The organism is Anaerococcus sp. Marseille-Q5996, from assembly GCF_946893725.1.
GTDB lineage: Bacteria > Bacillota > Clostridia > Tissierellales > Peptoniphilaceae > Anaerococcus > Anaerococcus martiniensis.
The window spans coordinates 88,903-107,465 of sequence record NZ_CAMPPE010000005.1; the positions used below are offsets into that span (position 1 = coordinate 88,903).

Annotated in this window: 16 protein-coding genes and 1 tRNA gene; 1 reads left to right on the forward strand and 16 read right to left on the reverse strand. The window is 35.8% G+C overall.

Annotated features, from left to right (window positions below; all coding sequences use genetic code 11):
• Positions 1-9 precede the first annotated feature (9 nt).
• The gene (locus OC526_RS07260) at positions 10-138 is read right to left on the reverse strand and encodes a YvrJ family protein (protein ID WP_262123148.1); all 129 of its coding nucleotides are present in this window, start codon (positions 136-138) and stop codon (positions 10-12) included.
• Between the two features lie 1,206 nt (positions 139-1,344).
• On the opposite strand from OC526_RS07260, the gene OC526_RS07265 reads away from it, so the two are divergent.
• Positions 1,345-1,439: transfer RNA gene (locus OC526_RS07265), tRNA-Sec, on the forward strand.
• On the opposite strand, the gene selB is transcribed toward OC526_RS07265, so the two are convergent.
• The 15 genes from selB to prdA all read right to left on the reverse strand — a co-directional run bounded on the left by selB (position 1,440) and on the right by prdA (position 18,443).
• A complete protein-coding gene (gene selB / locus OC526_RS07270; protein ID WP_262123150.1) occupies positions 1,440-3,299 on the reverse strand; it encodes a selenocysteine-specific translation elongation factor in 1,860 nt (619 codons plus the stop codon).
• A complete protein-coding gene (gene selA, locus OC526_RS07275; protein ID WP_262123152.1) occupies positions 3,289-4,641 on the reverse strand; it encodes an L-seryl-tRNA(Sec) selenium transferase in 1,353 nt (450 codons plus the stop codon). The genes selB and selA overlap by 11 nt, the downstream gene beginning before the upstream one ends.
• A gap of 631 nt (positions 4,642-5,272) precedes the next feature.
• The gene (locus OC526_RS07280; protein WP_262123155.1) at positions 5,273-6,520 is read right to left on the reverse strand and encodes a glycine/sarcosine/betaine reductase component B subunit; all 1,248 of its coding nucleotides are present in this window, start codon (positions 6,518-6,520) and stop codon (positions 5,273-5,275) included.
• 141 nt (positions 6,521-6,661) lie between these two features.
• On the reverse strand, positions 6,662-7,804 hold the full coding sequence (locus OC526_RS07285) for an aminotransferase class V-fold PLP-dependent enzyme (RefSeq protein ID WP_262123157.1): 1,143 nt from the start codon (positions 7,802-7,804) through the stop codon (positions 6,662-6,664).
• The gene (locus tag OC526_RS07290) at positions 7,794-8,069 is read right to left on the reverse strand and encodes a DUF3343 domain-containing protein (protein ID WP_262123158.1); all 276 of its coding nucleotides are present in this window, start codon (positions 8,067-8,069) and stop codon (positions 7,794-7,796) included. The genes OC526_RS07285 and OC526_RS07290 overlap by 11 nt, the downstream gene beginning before the upstream one ends.
• Positions 8,050-8,658: a sulfurtransferase-like selenium metabolism protein YedF gene (yedF, locus tag OC526_RS07295; RefSeq protein ID WP_262123160.1), complete on the reverse strand. Its 609-nt coding sequence runs from the start codon at positions 8,656-8,658 to the stop codon at positions 8,050-8,052. The genes OC526_RS07290 and yedF overlap by 20 nt, the downstream gene beginning before the upstream one ends.
• A 13-nt stretch (positions 8,659-8,671) precedes the next feature.
• The gene (selD, locus tag OC526_RS07300; protein ID WP_262123162.1) at positions 8,672-9,685 is read right to left on the reverse strand and encodes a selenide, water dikinase SelD; all 1,014 of its coding nucleotides are present in this window, start codon (positions 9,683-9,685) and stop codon (positions 8,672-8,674) included.
• A gap of 11 nt (positions 9,686-9,696) precedes the next feature.
• Positions 9,697-10,848 (reverse strand): double-cubane-cluster-containing anaerobic reductase, encoded by a 1,152-nt coding sequence (locus OC526_RS07305; RefSeq protein WP_262123163.1) that lies wholly within the window; start codon positions 10,846-10,848, stop codon positions 9,697-9,699.
• Positions 10,845-11,618, reverse strand: coding sequence for an acyl-CoA dehydratase activase (locus tag OC526_RS07310; protein WP_262123165.1), 774 nt, complete (start codon positions 11,616-11,618; stop codon positions 10,845-10,847). Before OC526_RS07310 ends, OC526_RS07305 begins: the two co-directional genes overlap by 4 nt.
• Positions 11,619-11,856: 238 nt before the next feature.
• Positions 11,857-12,792, reverse strand: coding sequence for a sulfite exporter TauE/SafE family protein (locus OC526_RS07315; protein ID WP_262123167.1), 936 nt, complete (start codon positions 12,790-12,792; stop codon positions 11,857-11,859).
• Between the two features lie 512 nt (positions 12,793-13,304).
• Positions 13,305-14,273 carry a sulfite exporter TauE/SafE family protein gene (locus OC526_RS07320; protein WP_262123169.1) on the reverse strand — a complete coding sequence of 323 codons (969 nt, stop codon included), beginning with the start codon at positions 14,271-14,273 and terminating at the stop codon, positions 13,305-13,307.
• Between the two features lie 12 nt (positions 14,274-14,285).
• Positions 14,286-15,293, reverse strand: coding sequence for a proline racemase (locus tag OC526_RS07325; protein ID WP_262123171.1), 1,008 nt, complete (start codon positions 15,291-15,293; stop codon positions 14,286-14,288).
• A gap of 267 nt (positions 15,294-15,560) precedes the next feature.
• Entirely contained in the window at positions 15,561-16,277 is a 717-nt protein-coding gene (gene prdB / locus OC526_RS07330) for a D-proline reductase (dithiol) protein PrdB (RefSeq protein WP_262123172.1), read from the reverse strand.
• Positions 16,277-16,513 (reverse strand): CBO2463/CBO2479 domain-containing protein, encoded by a 237-nt coding sequence (locus tag OC526_RS07335; RefSeq protein ID WP_262123173.1) that lies wholly within the window; start codon positions 16,511-16,513, stop codon positions 16,277-16,279. The genes prdB and OC526_RS07335 overlap by 1 nt, the downstream gene beginning before the upstream one ends.
• Positions 16,506-18,443 (reverse strand): D-proline reductase (dithiol) proprotein PrdA, encoded by a 1,938-nt coding sequence (gene prdA, locus OC526_RS07340; RefSeq protein WP_262123175.1) that lies wholly within the window; start codon positions 18,441-18,443, stop codon positions 16,506-16,508. Before prdA ends, OC526_RS07335 begins: the two co-directional genes overlap by 8 nt.
• Positions 18,444-18,563 lie beyond the last annotated feature (120 nt).

Here is an 18,563-nt window from a genome sequence, read left to right on the forward strand (position 1 = left end):
AATTCTCCTTTATTTTGGGTTTTTAAGTTCACGTATTTCTTTGAGTATCTCGTCTAACTTGTAGTCGAGCTTGTAGATTAATATAAGGCTAACAACAATAGGAAAGCCCAAATCGCCGATTAATTTTGTAATGTCCATAGTTATGTGGCGTTTTTTTCTAAAAATACGGAAAAATATTGAGAAAGGATGTAAGAAACTCCTTTTTTAATCCATGATTTTTGCTACAATATGGTAAAATTGTTTTTTGATTGGTAAGCAAGTTTAAATTATGCTTTGTTAAATTTATCCGTGTTCTGGGGACCAGGGTGCTAGGGTCTGGTAGAGGATAAACTCGATTTGCGCTTGGCTGGATCTCTCGGCTGCGCTCGAGATGACAAGGGGCTAAGGGAATGGTTGTTCCAACGCTTGTCACTTCGACAGGAGAAAATTTTAATTTTTGAGTGGAGAAATCTTTCCTTTTTCCGTTCTCCGCTTGTCATCCTGAGTGGAGCTTGCGGAGTCGAAGGATCTCCTTGGGTTTTTATTATTTTGTTTACGGAGTTTGAGTTGAACTCTAATCTTTTAGACCCTTCGGCTGAGCTCAGGGTGACAGTGAGGGCGAGCGCGTTTTTTTCTGCTATCCTTTAATCATCTAAAGATTATAATCATCCATTTCGACTAAGCGAGTGAAACGAAGCGCATGGAGAAATCTGTAATTACTGTTTGAGCGCTTGGCTGGATCTCTCGGCTGCGCTCGAGATGACAGAGGGCTGAGGGAATAGTTATTCCAACGTCTGCCATTTCGACCGTAGAAAATTTTAATTTTTGTAGTGGAAAAATCTTTCCTTTTTCCGTTCTCCGCTTGTCATCCTGAGTGGAGCTTGCGGAGTCGAAGGATCTCCTTGGGTTTTTATTATTTTGTTTACGGAGTTTGAGTTGAACTCTAATCTTTGAGACCCTTCGGCCGAGCTCAGGGTGACAGCTGGTGATTTTGAAAAGCTTATACCATAATTTAAATACCAACAATTTTTTAAACATTTTTACCAAAATTCTCTTTTTAGCCTTTCTCCTTTCTTAATTATTCAGAGTCTTTGCTATCTTTTTCTTCTGTCTTATCATCGTCTTTTTCTTCTTTGTAGATTAAGATTTTTGTCATATTATCACCTCCTATTTATATATAGAAAAATCAGCTGTTTTTTCCCGATTTTGGGCAAAAAAAATAGCCCACTATTGGCAAATCTTCATTATTTTGCCATTTAGTGAGCTTTTTGTCTAAATCTGTGTGTCTATATAATTTTATTGTTTTACTTAATCTGATATATTTTGTTGTTTTTTAGCAACTTATGGTATAATATAAGTTGCTATGGGAGCGGATGAGTGTCTGGTGTGCTCTGCGGTCTTCAAAACCGTTGTGAGAAGTGTACTTCTTGGGTAGGTTCGATTCCTACACGCTCTCGCCACTAAACCAATATTCTATAATCTTCCACTCTTTTTGTAATATTTTTCCTATCTAAGTATTCTAATATGACTATGGCTTGATTACGGCTAAGTCCCGATAAGTCTCTAAATTCCTTGGCTTTTAGCTTGTCATTATCCTTGAAATATTCTTTTACCATATCCACTAATTTTGTATAATATTCGTTTCTTATTACAAATTCTTCGATTTTTACCAAATCATTTTTTAGTAAAAAGGCCAATAAATCCTTGTCTTTTTTGTCAAAAATTTCGCTTTCTTTGGATAGTTTTGGCTCATTTGCCATGATTTGACCCATTAGTTCATCTATTCTTTTTTGGTCGTTGGCAAGGCTTATAGCAAAGTTTTTGTCTTTTACAAATCCTCTTTGCAGCATTATGTGCTTGGTTAGGATTTTATTTTTTAGCATAGCTTCAAAGTCCTTGGTATCTAGCTTTAGGTCAAGTTTTTGCCTTAGCTCTTCTTTGGAAATTCCCTCATCCAAGGGGTTATTTTTGTGGTAATCTTTAACCAATTCGCTAATGTCACTTGCAATTTTTTCTAGATTTGGACTTGCTATATAGGATTCTCCTAAGATTTGAATATCATTATTGGCTGCCATTTGCTTTAAATCTTGATCAAGGGCTGATTTTTCAATGCCCATATGGGTATAAATTTCATCTTGCGATTTGAACTCATCTAGGAAATCACTTATCTCATCAATCTCGCTAAATTCTTCCTTATTTTTTAAATAATCTACATAATCTTTTGAATTTACTGTGTGATTTTGCTCATTTGTATCGATTATTTCTCCCCCACCTATGGTTTTAACTGGTGAGTAGGACCTGATTACAAATTTATCCCCTCTTTTTACATAGATTTCTTCTTCCAGACGGAATTCGCAAAGAGCAGTCTCATTTGATTTAATTTCCTTTTTATCAAGAGGTACAGCCCTGGCCAATACTTCTTTTGTTCCATGGAAAAATCTTACTCTAGTCCAATGCTCAATTTCTATGTCATCAAATTTTGATAAGGAAAGCTTAGTTTGAACATTTTTCACCCTAATCAGCGAATCATTTTGGGCAATGATGTCGCCACGTTCGATTTCGTTTGATGAAATATTTGCTAGATTTAGTGCGATTCTTTGGCCCTTGTGGGCAATATCTATAGGTATGTCGTGGTTTTCGATTGATCTTACCTTTACCTTTTTGCCGGATGGGTAGAGCATATATTCGCCGTCTTTGTGAATTTCGCCCTCAGTTAGAGTACCGGTAATAATTGTCCCAATGCCTTGTAGGGTAAATGACCTATCGATATTCATCCTCATTGATTTGCTGTCTTCTTGCTTTTCGGTCGCTAGAATTTTTTCCTCAATTAGGACTTTTAGCTGGTCAATATTTTCTCCAGCAACAGAGTCAACAGCTATGATTGGGGCATCTTCCAAAATGGTATCTGCAAAGGACATTTCTATGTCAGCCTTTACCAAATCAACCATTTCAGGAGTTACCATATTTTTCTTTGTTATTACAATTATGGCATTATCCACCCCCATATAGTGGAGAATTTGGGCGTGTTCGATAGTTTGTGGCATGACCCCATCATCTGCTGCAATTACTAGCAAAATTATATCGATGCCAACAACGCCTGCCATCATATTTTTTACAAAGTTTTCGTGGCCTGGTACATCAATTATGCCTGCCTTTTCTCCATTGGAAAGTTCAAGGGCAGTAAAGCCTAGGTTTATGGATATGCCGCGTTCTTTTTCTTCTTTTAAATTGTCGGTTTCATTGCCGGTCAAGGCCCTGATTAAGGTAGTTTTGCCGTGATCAATGTGGCCTGCTGTTCCTATTATATAATTATTTTTCATAATAATCCTTTACTGTCTGATAAATGTCATCGATTTGCCTATCAAAAATTGTAAGAGCATTTAGGTAAAGAGCTCCGTCATGAACTGTTGAAATAATGTGGTATTCTGATAGTCTTAAATGGCTTTCTAACTTGTGGATGTCAGTGTCAGTTATCTTTACCGAATAGGTTTTTTTGACATCTAGTGGATATGACCCACCTCCGATTTTTCCTTCACTTTCTACCATTTCTGCGTCTATGCCATCAATTTTTTGGATTTTTCTTAAGAGTTTTTGGCATCTTTTTTTGACAGTTTCTGCATCCTCTGTAATCATCCTGATAGTTGGATTTTCGGTTTTCATAGTTTCAAAATCTAAATATTCTATGAGAGTTGCCTCAACTGATGCTAGGGTTAATTTGTCCACCCTAAAGGCCCTTAGAAGTTGGTTTTTCTTCATTTTTGCAATGTAATCTTTTTCACCGACTATGATTCCTGCCTGAGATCCGCCGATTAATTTATCGCAAGAAAAACTTACAAGGTCAATGCCATCGCTTAGGCAATCTCCCACAGTTTTTTCGTAGGAATAGCCATAAGGAGTAAGGTCTATTAAAGATCCACTTCCTAGGTCTTCATAAAGAAGGATGTCACGGTCGCCTATTAGTTCTTTTAAATCTTTGGTATCTACAGATTCGTTGTAGCCCACCATTTGGAAGTTGGATTTGTGGACTTTTACAATAGCTGATAGATTTTCATCATCGATTTCGTTTTCATAATCATAAAGGTGAGTTCTATTTGTCGCCCCAACTTCCACAACATTTGCCCCAGATTTTTTCATAATTTCTGAAATACGGAAAGAACCACCAATTTCAACCAATTCTCCACGAGAAATAAGGGCATTTTTCCCCTGACAAAAGGTATTTAAAACTAAAAAAACTGCTGAAGCATTGTTATTTACAATAAGTGCATCTTCTGCTCCGGTTAGTTTTTTGACAATTTCAACAAGGTGGGTGTATCGTGATCCACGCACTCCTTTTTCCACATCATATTCCAAGTTTGAATAAGACGCACCAATTTTTTCGATACGTTCAAGGGATTTTTCTGATAAAACCGCACGACCAAGGTTGGTGTGTAGGATAACCCCAGTTGCATTTATCACGTTATAAAGTGAATATGGGCTAAAAGAATTGATTTTGCTATCAATATCCGCATATATATCAGCTGTTTCAAAATCTTCCTTTGCCGCAATCTTCGAACGGTAATCATCCAAAACCTTATTTGCAACGTCCTTTACAATCACAGGATTTTCATCATATCTATTTAAAATCTCATTCATTTGAGGTAATTTTTTATACAAATTTTCCATACTGCCTCCATCTATGCTTATTATACAATATTTTACTAAATTTGTAACAAAGTAATGGGGGACTTTTTAAAAAAGTTTGCAAAATCTTTTATTAACATTGGTAACTAATATGATTATTATTTTTTACTATAATACTCCGTTTCCGGGGAGCAGGGCCGTAGGGGTTGCGGAGACCCCTTTGGCCCTTCCCCGGACCCCCGACCCATTTCACCCCCTCCGCCACTGCGTGGGGCAATTAGCAGAAGAAGTTCGCTAGCGAATTCTTTTTTGGAAAATTGTATGTTGCTTACGCAACTTTTGTAAAATATTTTTTTGTACTGAAATTAAAAAAAAAGAATTTGCAAAGCAAATTCTTCATTTTTCTCTCAAACGGATATCGCTTAGCGATTCCCTCCTTATTATTACGCCCCCCGCGCAGGGGTCGTTAGGGTGAGTTTGCATGGTGGTTTGAAACTAGCCCGTCCGGCTGATGGAGGACCCTCCATGGAATGGTCTTGCGAAGCAAGATGCTTTGGAGGGCGAATCGAAACGCCCTTAAAGCCAACCCCAGTAACCGAAGTTATTAAATAAATTATCAAATTAAATTTAGTCACCAATAAATAATTAGTTTAAATAAAAATTTCGTTTCACTTTAGTAAAGTGAATGAATACCCCCATCTCTTGCTTCATTTGGTGTCAAAAATACCGGACTATTTTTCCTTAGCCTCATATTTTCCCCACCAATAATTCCTGCTGGCTCATCTGGCTTTACAAATGTATCATACATACATCCTACACCTGAGACTACTTTTACAATGCCTATTTTATATTTGCCTGGCCTTTTGATATTGTAAAAGTCTTTTGTTTCATCGTATTTGCCTTCGTATGATTTTAATATTTCTCTTAATTTTCCAATAATTTCATCGGCTATTTCATGGGCTTTGATAATACCATCTGCTGTCCTGCCTTCGCCTTCTTTGAAGGTGAAATCTATATGGAAAATATAGTCATCTACTGAAGGTGTGCCTGCCCTATCAAAGCTAATTTTTTCTTTTAATGTACCGTCACAAGAGCCCATATTTGCAGGTTGAAGGTCGTAGGCTTCTTCTACCCCTGTTATCATTGCCACTACGCCTTTTAGCTCTACTGTTTGGCCTTCTCCAAGTTTTCCTGATTTTTTACCGGCAATTGGCATCACATCTAGGTTTGTGTTGGCTTCTTTTTCGTAATCTCCTGGTTTTATGATTTCTACACTCATATCAACTATTCTTTCTTGGCCATCTAAGGCATTTTTTGCAATGTTTTCATCGATAATTAGAGTGTGGCCGTCAATTTTATTTTCTTCGCCAAATTTTACTTGATCTATTTTTATGTAAGATTTTGTAAGTTTGCCTTCTTTTTTCTCATTCGGATCCTTTTTCTTGTCCCATTTTTTGCCACGTTTGGCCATTTTTTTGCTAAGTTCAACCATGGCCTTCATAGCATCTATTTCTGAAAGAGAATTTTCTCCTAAAACTTGAGTTTCAAAGCCCGATTCTGTTTTATTGTAGTCTAATACTAGGTCTACTTCCTCATTTGTTGCTACAAATGTTGCTTGTTGGCCTATGAAAGATAAACCCGCTGTTGCTATACCATTTTTTTCTAGCTCACCTATTACAGTTGTAAAATCTATGTGGTGGTTGCCCCAGCCATCTAGGGCTACTATTGCTGCATCAAGTCCTAATTCTTTGGCCATTTTAGCTGTTTCTACTGATGTTCTTTCCTTATCAGCTTGCTTATCAGCTACTCCCTTGGCAATTACTCCTACAAATTCTAATCCATCATAAGATGAAACTACATTTACTATTGGGCACCTATAATGATGCATGGTTGTCATTTTTGTACTAGGGCCAAATCCCATTTTTGCCTCCTGATTTTTTTGCTAAAGTAATATCGTATGTAAGAAAACCTTTTATCTAATATTATTATAACACGTTCAGATTTATTGACAAGATTTCTACAATTGTAAATTGGCAATAAAAAAAGCCTAGATTATCTAGGCTTACTTGTTATTGTAGTCTTCAGCTATTTCTTTTACTGCTTTAATTGCAGCATCTATTTCTTCTTCTGTGTTGAAATATGAAAAGGAAAATCTCACTATGCCTTGGTTTTCTGTGCCAAAGTGTTTGTGAATTAGTGGGGCGCAATGGGCTCCGGGTCTGGTTTGCATTTCATATTTTTCATCCAAAATTAGGGAAAATTCTGAGCTATCCATATCAGATAGATTAAAGGAGACAATTCCTGTAAAATCTCCCTCTGGTTTTTTAGAATAAATCTTAATGCCCTCTATATTTTCGATGCCCTCATAAAATCTTTTGGTCAATTTTTTTATTTTTTCATTTATATTTTCTATGCCAGTTTCTAAAAGAAATTTTAGGCTAGCATCCATGGCAATTTGGGAAAGGAAGTTGCTTGTCCCAACTTCAAAAATAGCTGGAAAGTCTTTTGGGTGACACTTATCAAAAGAATTTACCCCTGATCCACCTGCAAAGACATTTGAAAAATCAAAATCTCCCACTTTTATTATTCCGCCAGTTCCTGATGGCCCGTAAAGGGACTTATGGCCGGTAAAAACAAAAATGCTATTTGTATATTTTGACAAATCTACATCCACACAGCCTGCTGTCTGAGCCATGTCGATTATCATTACTAAATTATATTTATGTGCAATTTCGTGGATTTTGTCCAAGTCATTTAGATTTGCTAGCAGATTTGATGCGTGGTTTGTTACTATAAATCTTGTATTTTCTTTGATAAGTTCTGAAATCTTATCAAAATCTACTTCACAGTTTTCATCAAAATCTAGAAAAGACAAGCCCGCCCCTGATTGGTAAAGGGGCCTTAGGACAGAATTATGCTCAGTTGTTGTTGTAATTACATGGTCATTTTCTTTTACTAATGATTTGATGATCATATTTAGACCGAAACTAGCATTTTCTGTAAGGGCTATATCATTTGGATCTCCTATATGAAATATTTTTGCCAAGTCCATTTTGGTCTTATATATCCCCATCATAGAATTTTGTGAAAGGACGTGGCCTGACCTTGATGGATTGCCGTAGGATTCACTTTCTAAAAGCTCTATATATTTTTCCTTTAGTGACGCTGGTTTATGTAGGGTTGTAGCGGAGTTATCAAAGTACATATTCTTCTATCACTCTCTTTTTGCCCTCATGGTAGAGGGTGTATACTTTATCATAGTCTGATTTTTCTAGGATATTTAGAGCATTTTCCAATTCACTTTTGTCGACACGCAAGCAAAACCCACATCCAGCACCAATTTCGGTAGGAAGTGGGATTAGTCTTGCGCCAGCCAAATGCTCAGTTTTTTCAAGAGCAGCCATGGCAGCTGATGTGGTATCAAACGAAAATAGGATATGCTCTATTTCCTTAGCAAGGGTAGATGGCATTGTTTGATCTCATTGCTTCTACGATTTTGTACATATTGGTAATTTCACCAACTGCGAGCTTATCTTTTTTGCCATAGTGGTCTAGGCAAAGTCCGCAAGAATATACTCTAACTCCACGGTTTTCAAGATTTTTTAAGTCTTCTATTGTTTTTTCGTTTTCTGTTGTAAGGAAAACTCCCCTGTTATAGAAGATGATTTCTACTGGTAAGTGGTCTTGTTCAGTTACTGAGTAGATAAATCCTTCTAGTAATTGTTTTGAGAAATCTTCATCTCCATCGCCAATTTTATCTGAGTTTACTATTACAACATAGTTGTTGCTTGTAGCACTATTTACTGAGTAGTCTTCGATTTCTCTGTGGTCTCTTGATGCTTCTGTTTTTTCTAGGCTAACCTTGTATTTTCTTTCTCCAAGTTTTTCTACTTTTGAATTAATTTTTAATTCATTTGCCATTTTTGTTAGGTTTTCTGTAGAAACTTCGTTGTCTACTAGGATTTCAAATTCTGTTTCATCTGGATTTTCTCTTAAAGCTTTTTTTGTTTCAATTACTGGGATTGGGCAAGCTTTGCCAATTACATCTATTTCTCTCATTTTAATCTCCTTTTTATTTTACAATGATAGGGTAAGATCTTCTTGATTTTACTTCCCCTATTTCATATATATCCATATTTTGCTTTTTAAACTCTTCTATGATTTGATCAGCAGTATCTCTATCAACTGCTACTAGTAGTCCACCACTGGTTTGTGGGTCAAATAATACCTCGCTCATAGCGAAATCATCCTTGTAAAATTCAACAACATTTTTTAGATAATTTCTATTATTTTGACCGCCTGTGGTGAATAAAAATTCATTGGCTAAGTCAAGAGCTGGCTCTAGAACTGGGACTTGTTTGCTATCTACTATGATAGAAAAATCATCTCCTGCCATTTCTGATAAGTGGCCTAAAAGACCAAAGCCTGTAACATCAGTTGCTGCGTGGATATCGTAGTTTACAAAAATATCTCTTGCATATTTATTTAGTAATTTCATCTGGTCAGTGCAGGCCTTAAAGTCCTCATCACTTACCATTCCTTGGTTGTAGGAACCTGTAATTAGCCCTGTTCCAAGTTTTTTAGTTAATAAAATTACATCCTTATCTTGAGGAGTATTATTTTGCCAAATTTTATCAATAGCAACTTTTCCAGTTACTGACAAACCATATTTAGTTAGGTTATCGTGGATGGAGTGGCCACCTACTAGGGAAGCTTCCGCCTCACTTACCTTATCATTGCCCCCACGGAGGATTTGTCTTAAAATATCAAAATCTTCTTCCAACGGGAACATGGCAATGTTTAAAGCACTTACTACTTCTCCCCCCATAGCATAAATATCGCTTAGGGAATTTGCCGCTGCAATTTGCCCAAACAGGTATGGATCTTCTACCATAGCTGGGAAAAAGTCCAAAGTTTGGATTATTGCAGTTTTTCCATCTATATCTATAACAGCAGCGTCATCTTTGCCATCAAATCCTACAAGAACATCATCACGCCTATATGGGCTGATGTCTTTTAGTAAAGAATCTAAGTTTCCTGCAGCAATTTTGGCATTGCAGCCGCCGCAAACTTCTATTTTACTCATTATCTTCCTTTTTATAACATTTCTATGAAGGCAGCCATTCTTGTATTTAACTGGCCTATGTCCGCTTTTGAGAAGTCAGTTTCTACAAACATATATGGTATTCCTTTTTCTTCTGTAACAAATCTTTTTATTTTTTCACGCTCAACTATATATGGGTGGCAGGCAACCAAGTCCATTTCGATAACTCCATCCGCATTGTATTTATCAATAAGTCTGCCAAGCAAGTCATAGCGATTTGTATCTGGGGTCATAACTGAGCAACCAATATCTAAATATCTACGAGCAATTGCCTCGTTGATGTCATCAGTTTCCAAATCTATATTGTTATCAAAATTTTTCTCGCCAGAGCAGTTTTCAAAACTTACTACAACAGCACCATTATCCTCAATAGCTTTTATAACTTTTTCTGTAGCTCCACCCATTGGGCAACCTGTAACTATAATTCTAGGTTTTTTCTCTAATTTTTCTGGATCATATTCTGCACGAATTTTTTCGGCAATGGCATTTATCTCATCAGCCAAAATTGTCTTATCCATTTTAAATTGTGATCCATAGGTTACATGGAAAAAGTCAAGGCCAGTCATTGGTGCTGGGTCCAGTTCCATAGTATCTGCCAAATTTTTTTGAGCATCTCTTATATCATTACCCACCTTTGACCATTTTATAAGATCTTCATCACTTATTTTTGTATCAAGTTTTTCTTCCAAGTAGGCTCTAAAATCAATTACTTCATCCTTCCAATAGCGGAGGGCTTTTTCGTTTTGTGTTTGTGGCAGGTGCATGATATACATTGGCTTGATATCATTCATCAGCTCATACATTTTCTTTTTGCCATCACAGGTTGTTTCTCCAACAACTATGTCAGAAAAATAAAAAAATGGGCATTTGTCTGTTTTTGCAAAGCCATATGATGATTTAATAAGAGGGCAAAGATTGGCTGGCAAATCTTTTTCTGCTTCTGGGATTGTCTCATCACTGGTTGAACAAAGTCCAACTGTACTTGCTCCTGCTGCCCAAGCTACTTCTTCTGGAAAATATGTACAGTAGGCTCCAACTAAAGGAATTCCCTTATCTTTTAATTTTTTAACATCTAAAAACGCGTTTTTTCTTTGTTCTGCAAATTCTTCAAAAACTTCTGGTAATTCTTTTACTATATCTGTCATCTTTTTTTCTTCTCCTTTGCAAGTAAGGCTGCGCCGAAAGACCCGGCAAATTTGCCATTTTCTGTAGTATGTACTGGTGTATTTAATTTTTCACTTAAAACTTTTGCAAAATATGGGACATTTGATAGGCCACCTGTCAGGATTACTTCATTTTTAATTTTTGCACGACCTGCTAGCTGGCTTACTTTTTTTGCAACAGAATCAATAACTCCTGCAGCTATATCTTCTTTTTTTCTGCCCTCGCCAATATAATTTATGACCTCTGATTCAGCAAAAACTGTGCACATGGCACTTATTTCTATGGGATCTCCATTTTGAGCAATATCAAATAGTTCTTCTAAGGTTAGGTTTAATTTATCTGCCATAATTTCAATAAATCTTCCAGTCCCTGCCGAACACTTATCATTCATCAAAAAGTCAGCCACAAATCCATTCTCAAGGCTAATTACCTTGGTATCTTGGCCACCTACATCGATAATCGTGGTGGTTGTTGCACCAGAGAGTTCTCGCCCACCCCTGGCATGGCAGGTGATTTCTGTAATTTCAAAATCAGCATAGGATACAGAAATACGACCGTATCCTGTGGCAACCGTGCGGCAATCTTCACTTTCTGGATAAACCCCATAATCATTTTCTAATTTATCTTTAATTAATCCTGCGGTTTCCTTGCTGGACCAACCGGTTGGCATTACAAAATGTTTGATGTCCTCATTTTTTATAAGAGTTATTTTTGCAGCAGTAGACCCAATGTCTATCCCCACATAATCCATTTTTCCTCCAATAAAATTAGTATCAAATAAAAAACGTTCTCACAAAGAAAAATAGTGTACTAGCCTTAGGCTTATTTTTCTAAATTGAAAAGTTATTTAAAATTTTTTAGCTAAGTGTACTTACTGAAAATTTCCAGTTTAGCTCTATTTTTACTAAACTTTTTATTAGAATATTGTCAATTTTTTGATAAGATATTTTAACAAAAAAAGACGGGTTTCCCCGCCTTTAAAAATTTATTTAGTTTGCATCAAAAACTTCTTGAGTAATTTCTGGATCGATTATAAATGAATCTTCTTCTTTTTGGCTTCTGCTTTTTCTAATCATATTGAAAGCTGTGTAGTAGATTACTAATATGATTACGATTTTTAGAGCATCGATATTTGCGTTTTGAACACCAAGGTAAGCTGCAATTACTCCTAAAAGTCCAAATAAGTTTATGAAAAGTCCTGATGATCTATCATATGCCTCTTCTTTGATAAATTTCATACCAGCTGTTGGCATAAGGATTGCACAAGATCCCATCATGATTGGGAAAGCTGATTTGATATTCATACCTAAAAGTGAAACCATAGCCATGCATGGAGCATATAGACCAACACCAGCACACATTAAAACACCTAGGATAAAGTTTCCGATAACTGCAACAACTAATTTAATTCCAGATAGGCCAATTGCAGTATTTTCCATATTAAATAATCCTAAGTATGGGTGAGTAATAAGCATAACTGTAGCTGCAATAGCCAATGCAGTCCCCATTACAAATTGAACTTTTTTCTCATCCATCTTTGCAATGATACCAGCTCCAATATATGATCCAATGGTAGCTGATGCTATCATCAAGACTAAGGTAAGTGGATCAACTGGTATAGCTGATGTAAATAAAATTGCTTCTAAGAGTGTAGGAAGTGAGCAAGAAGCATTTAAAGTTCCAGGAATAAGTCTATCATGAACCTTAACTCTCATTGCACCAAAAAGAGCTACGATGTTTCCAAATGAACCTATACCAATAGTATCTCCAAAGTTTGCTAAAAATCCTATGAATGATTGCTTAATTTTATCAGATTTTGAAGTTTTCTTTAAATCTTCTTTGTTTTTATAGATGTCACGTCCAATAAATGCTGCATATCCAGCAAAATATGCATAATATAATCCCTTTAATATAGTAATTATCATTGGTATCTCCTTAAAATTTATTTTATTTTTGTATTAATTTTTAAAATTATGAAAATGTTTTTATATTTTTTCTAATAAAAGAAAAATAATTATCCTTTTAAGGTGACAGTCACTGGCACTTTAGATATTCCATTGCCGACACGTCTTACTGTTTTGATTGCAGCAAATCTGTAATCAGCACTATTTTCCTGATGAAATCTCATAGTAACTCCTTTTAAAAAATAAAAATTTGCCAGCCATATGATGTACTGATTTGAAAATATTTGCATAAAAAATACACCAATAAAAATAAAAATAAATTTAAAGATGTAAATGTTATGTAAACGATATTATATGTTAACATTATCAAATTAAAATCACTTTGTCAATCATTTTTAAAAAGTTTTTAAACTTGATTATTCTTTACCAAAAACCGGTTAATTTTTCTTTAATCTTATATATCTAGATGAAAGTGATTATAAGAATTTTAGGCAAAAAAAGACAAGGCCTAAGCCTTGCCTAAAATATATTTTTTATTTTGATTCGTAAACTTCTTTTGAGTCCACTGCTTCATCATCTACTTTTTTTGTAGTTGTAGTTTCTGTTGTTGTAACAGTTTCTGTTGCTCTTGGAGCTTTACTTTTCTTATACATTGTGTAAGCTGTGTAGTAAATTACAGCTATAATAACGAATGTTAGTATGTTGATATCTGCATTTTTTACTCCCCAGTAAGCTATAGCTACACCTAGTAAACCAAATAAGTTTATAAGTACTGCTGCTGTTCTATCATAAGCACCTTCTTTGATAAACTTAACTGATCCTGCTGGCATTAGTAGGGCACATGAACCCATCATGATTGGGAATGCTAGTTTGATATTCATACCTAGTAAAGAAACCATAGCCATACATGGAGCGTATAGACCAACACCAGCACTCATTAGAGCACCAAGGATGAAGTTACCAATGATTGCTACGATTAATTTGATTCCTCTAAATCCTGTTGCATCATTTTGCATTTCAAATAAGCCAAAGTATGGGTGGGTAACAAGCATGATTGTCGCTGCTAGGAATAAAGCAATACCCATTACTCTTTGGATTTTTCTCTCATCCATTCTAGAAATTACTCCAGCTCCCAAGTATGAACCAACTACAGCTGCTGCTATCATTAGGGCAAGTGTAAGAGGATCCATTTCTACTGCGGATGTGAAAAGGATAGCTTCAAATAATACTGGTAGGGTACAAGAAACATTTAATGTACCTGGTATAATTCTATCGCTTATATTTACTTTTAATGCATTGAATAAAGCTACAATAGGACCAAATGAACCGATACCAAGTGTATCACCAAAGTTGGTAATAAAACCTATACCAGATAATTTAGCTTTATCCTTGCCAGATGTTGTTTTTAAATCTTCTTTATGTCTTGATACATCAAGTCCTAATGCACCAGCAAATCCTACAAAGGCGATGTAAAATAAAGCTTTTAATACTGTTAAAATCATATATTTCTCCTGTTATGAAAGAATAAATCCATGGTTTAGTGGGTCTTCTTCATCGAAAATAAAGTTATTAAATCCTGTGATGTAAGCTGTACCTGTAATTTGTGGAATAATTGCATCAAATTCGCCAACTTTTGTTTCTTCAACAATTTCACCTTCAAAAATTGTTCCAAGAATTGATTCATAGAAGAATTTTTCACCAACTTTTAATTCACCTTTTGCAAATAAAGTTGCTAATTTAGCAGATGTACCTGTACCACAAGGAGATCTGTCTACTTGACCTTGGCCAAATACTACACAGTTTTTAAGTGTTGCATCTGGGTTGTCTGTTTCTGACCACCATTCCACTAGGTCAACAGTTTTGATGTGTTCTAGTTCTGGGTGTTGGATTTCTATTTCATTGTTAATAATATCTCTAAGTTCGATACCTAAATCTCTTAGTTTTGCTGCATTTTCTGGAACAATTTCTAAACCAATTTGTTCTACTTTTACAATTGCAAAGAATGATCCACCAAAGGCTATATCAAATTTGATTTTTCCGTATTCTGGAAGTTCTACTTCTTGGTCGGCCTTATATAGGAAAGATGGTACGTTTTTGAATGAAACTTTTTTAGCAACTCCATCTACAACTTCAACATCACCACGGATGATACCAGCTGGAGCTTCTTGAACTACGTGAGTAACAGGTTCTACTGCTTCTACAATTCCAGTTTCCACAGCTATTGTCATAGCACCGATTGTACCATGACCGCACATATTTAAGTATCCACCACCATCCATGAAGATAATTCCATAATCAGCTTCAGGGTCTACTGGGTCTACTAAAAGAGAACCAAACATATCATTATGTCCTCTTGGTTCAAGCATGATACCAGTTCTTACCCAGTCCATGTTATCTTCTAACCATTGTTTTTTTTTTGGTAATGTTGCTCCAGGAACTTTTGGGAAACCACTTACTACAGTTCTTACTGCTTCACCTGCAGTATGTCCGTCTACAGCGTTGATATTTTTTTGAAATTTCATAATAATCTCCTTATAAATAAATAATAATATCTGCTAATAATATGTAAATACAAAGGCTTGTTGAATTTAGTAGGAAAAGCATAGTCAGTACAACAAGCTTTGTATATAAGTAAACGATTTACTCTACCTATAGATTAACTCTTAGAATAATTTTTGTCAATCTTAGGCAAAAATTTTTAGATAAAGGTTTTCTTATAAAATGAAATCAAAGGGAAGATTGCTCTTCCCCTTAATATTCAAATGCTAGTTAAGATTTAATATATAAATCTAGATTGATGCCTCATATTCGTAAGGAAGTGGAACAATGTGTCCTGGGCTTTCTAGAGTTTCTAGAAGCTCTAAACTTTCTTTTACGATTGCTGTTTGCATTTCTACGTTGTGTGGTTCACCAGCGTTTGCTCCCATTGGAACTCTTGGAGCAGATACTCTTGGTGCACCATTTTGTCTAGCTACTGGAGGTAGTGCAGCGATTAGCACTGTTGGGATACCAGCTTCTTCAATTGCTCTCTGCAAAATCACGGCAGAGCGGTGGCAGGTACCTCAGCCAGCAGTTAGTATAGCAGCGTCTACGTTCTCATCCAATAATCTACGTGCGATTTCTGGACCTACTTCTTCTGTGAAGACTTGTACGTTTCCACCACCACCCATTGTACCATAGTTTTCTGGTGCGATAGCTCCGATAAATCCTTCATCTACTAATTCTCTAATTCTATCAATAGGGAACATTGCGTTGATATCACGGTTAACGTCTGAGTTATCGTATCCACCGTGTGATACCATTAAATCTTCTGATTTTGCATCTCCAGGAACTATTCTGTAAGATGTATCACCAGCTAAGTTAAATCTTTTGTCACTTTTTAAGTGTACACCAGCACATGTTACAAGTGCTACTGTCATATCTTTTAAATCTTTGGTCACTTCAGCCCAAACTGGATCTGGAGTAATAGGTACAAAGATTTCTGATTTTAAACCTTTTACAGCCATTATTCATTCTCCTTTTCTTCGTATTCTTCAATTACTTCTGGATAAGTTAACATAATACCTACAATATCGCCCACTTTTGCAGGCTTTTCACTTATTATCATTCTTTTTGGTATGTGTAGTTCCCCAAGTCTACCAAAAAATGATATATGAACTCCCCCATCGGAAATACCTTTTATGGTACCTTGTAGGTAATTTAAATTACCCATTGGGTCATCATAGTTGTTGTTATTATGCATCTTTCTTTGGATCGAAATCGTCTGCTTCGTAGATTTCTTTACGTTTTTTACTCATTTTTAGAGAAGTTTCGTTTGGAACTAATTCGATTTTTTGACCAGTTTGTTCTTCGATAGCTTTTACGTTTGCTTCTTTTACATCTGGTGTCCATTTTCTGTTTGGTTCTTCGATTTCTTCTCCTTCAATCTTAGCTCTTAACATTTCTAATGCTCTGATAGCATCTTCTTCTGCAAGACAGTTGTTTTCTAAGATTTCGTTTTCGATACCTTGACGAGATTTGTTGTTATCAACCATTGCATTCATGTGTTCATTACCAACTACTAATTGTCCTTGAACTGCTGAATATGTCATACCTACTACTGGTACTCCACGTCTACCAATTTGGTCAATGTGGCTTGCAAAGTCGATGTGGTTGTTACCAAATCCTTCTGTTGTAACAATTGCACCTTCTAAGTCCATTGTATCAATTGCATTTCCTAAAAATCTTGATACATATGATTTATCTGTGTTTGCTTGAGGGCTACCTACAAACATTACACCACATACGTCATAGTCAGGATCTGCTAAAGCTTTTAATACAAGTGGTTCTCTAAAGTAGTGTCTAGATGTTTCTTTTGATGCTGGTCCTATACATGTTAATGCGTGGATAACACCATCTAGTACTTGAAGTGGGTTTACAATTACTGGTACGTTTCCTAAGTCTACGTTAGCTTTTGCTCCTTCAGTACCTACTGGTTCTGTTGGCCAGATATAGTTATCGTGCATAGCACCTTGACCCATGATTTCTTTTACAATTAAGATTTTGTGTTTACCTGGGTGACGAACATGTTCAAATTCATCTACTCTTTCAACAGCTGATTCATCAAGATCTTTTAATGCATTTCTGATTTCTTGAGTAATTACATCTGTTGCTCTATGTGCTGACATTGGACCTGGTCTTTCCATGTTTGTTCCAGCTTTGATTGTAACATCAGTTTTGATTAGGATATCTCCGTCATCTGGTGATCCTGGTCTGTTAAATAGGATGTTTCTGTCCATTTCACCTTCTGAAGAACCGAACTCACCGATTTGTACTCCGTTTTCATCTGTACCTGTTACAACAATTACAGCACCTTCAACAAGTCTTGTTGTACCTTCACCAATTTCTGCACCATCTAATTTTGTTGCAATTGGTTGAACGTCCATGATTGTGTTTGAGTATTCGCCATATTGTTCTGGTGTAATGATGTCTAGTTTGATATCCATAACTAGTTTTTCAGAACCAATTGCTTTTTCAATTAAGCTTTCATTAATTGTGATTACGCCATTTTCAACTTTTGTTTCATCGCCTAATTTAACTTCGTTGATTTTTACGATTTCTCTTTTTAATACAGATTTTTTTACGTAAGCTTCGCTTACGCTTGCTTCTGCTGCACTTCCGTCAACTTCTGATGGATTTGCAACTAATAGATCGCTATCACCTTGAGAAACTGCGCTTGCTCCATTTGCTGCTGCTGATAATGGAATTTCAAGGTTGATGTTTTTACCTTCTCCGATGTGGATTTTTACAACTCCATTTGCAAGTTTTGGTGCAAATGTGCCTGCTTGAGCTAATCCAGCATTTGCTTGGTTTGCTGCTGCTGTTTGTGTTTCAGCTGGGCTTACTTCTTCACTAGCTTCTTCTTCCTCTTCTAGAGATTCTTTGTAGTCATCAGCGTTTGCTGGTGTTAAAGCTGTTAGTGAATCTGCAGTTGTGTTAAGTGTAGCTCCCATTACTTGACCGATTGTTAATGTGTCTTCTGGAAGTTCAAGAATTCCCATATCAACCATTTCATCAAATAATGCTGGGTCTTCTAAGTTATGTTCTGATAGCACTGTTCCTGCTTCTGCTCTACAGCAAAGAACAGCAGGGTCATTTTTATGCTTTTCAGCCATTTCTTTTGATAGTGACATATGTCCTCCTTAATAAAGATATTTATAAATAACTACTATTGTAGTACTTACTTATATTTACTGTTATTATACTATTTTTTGAGTATATTAACAATATTTTAACTAAATTATATATTTATT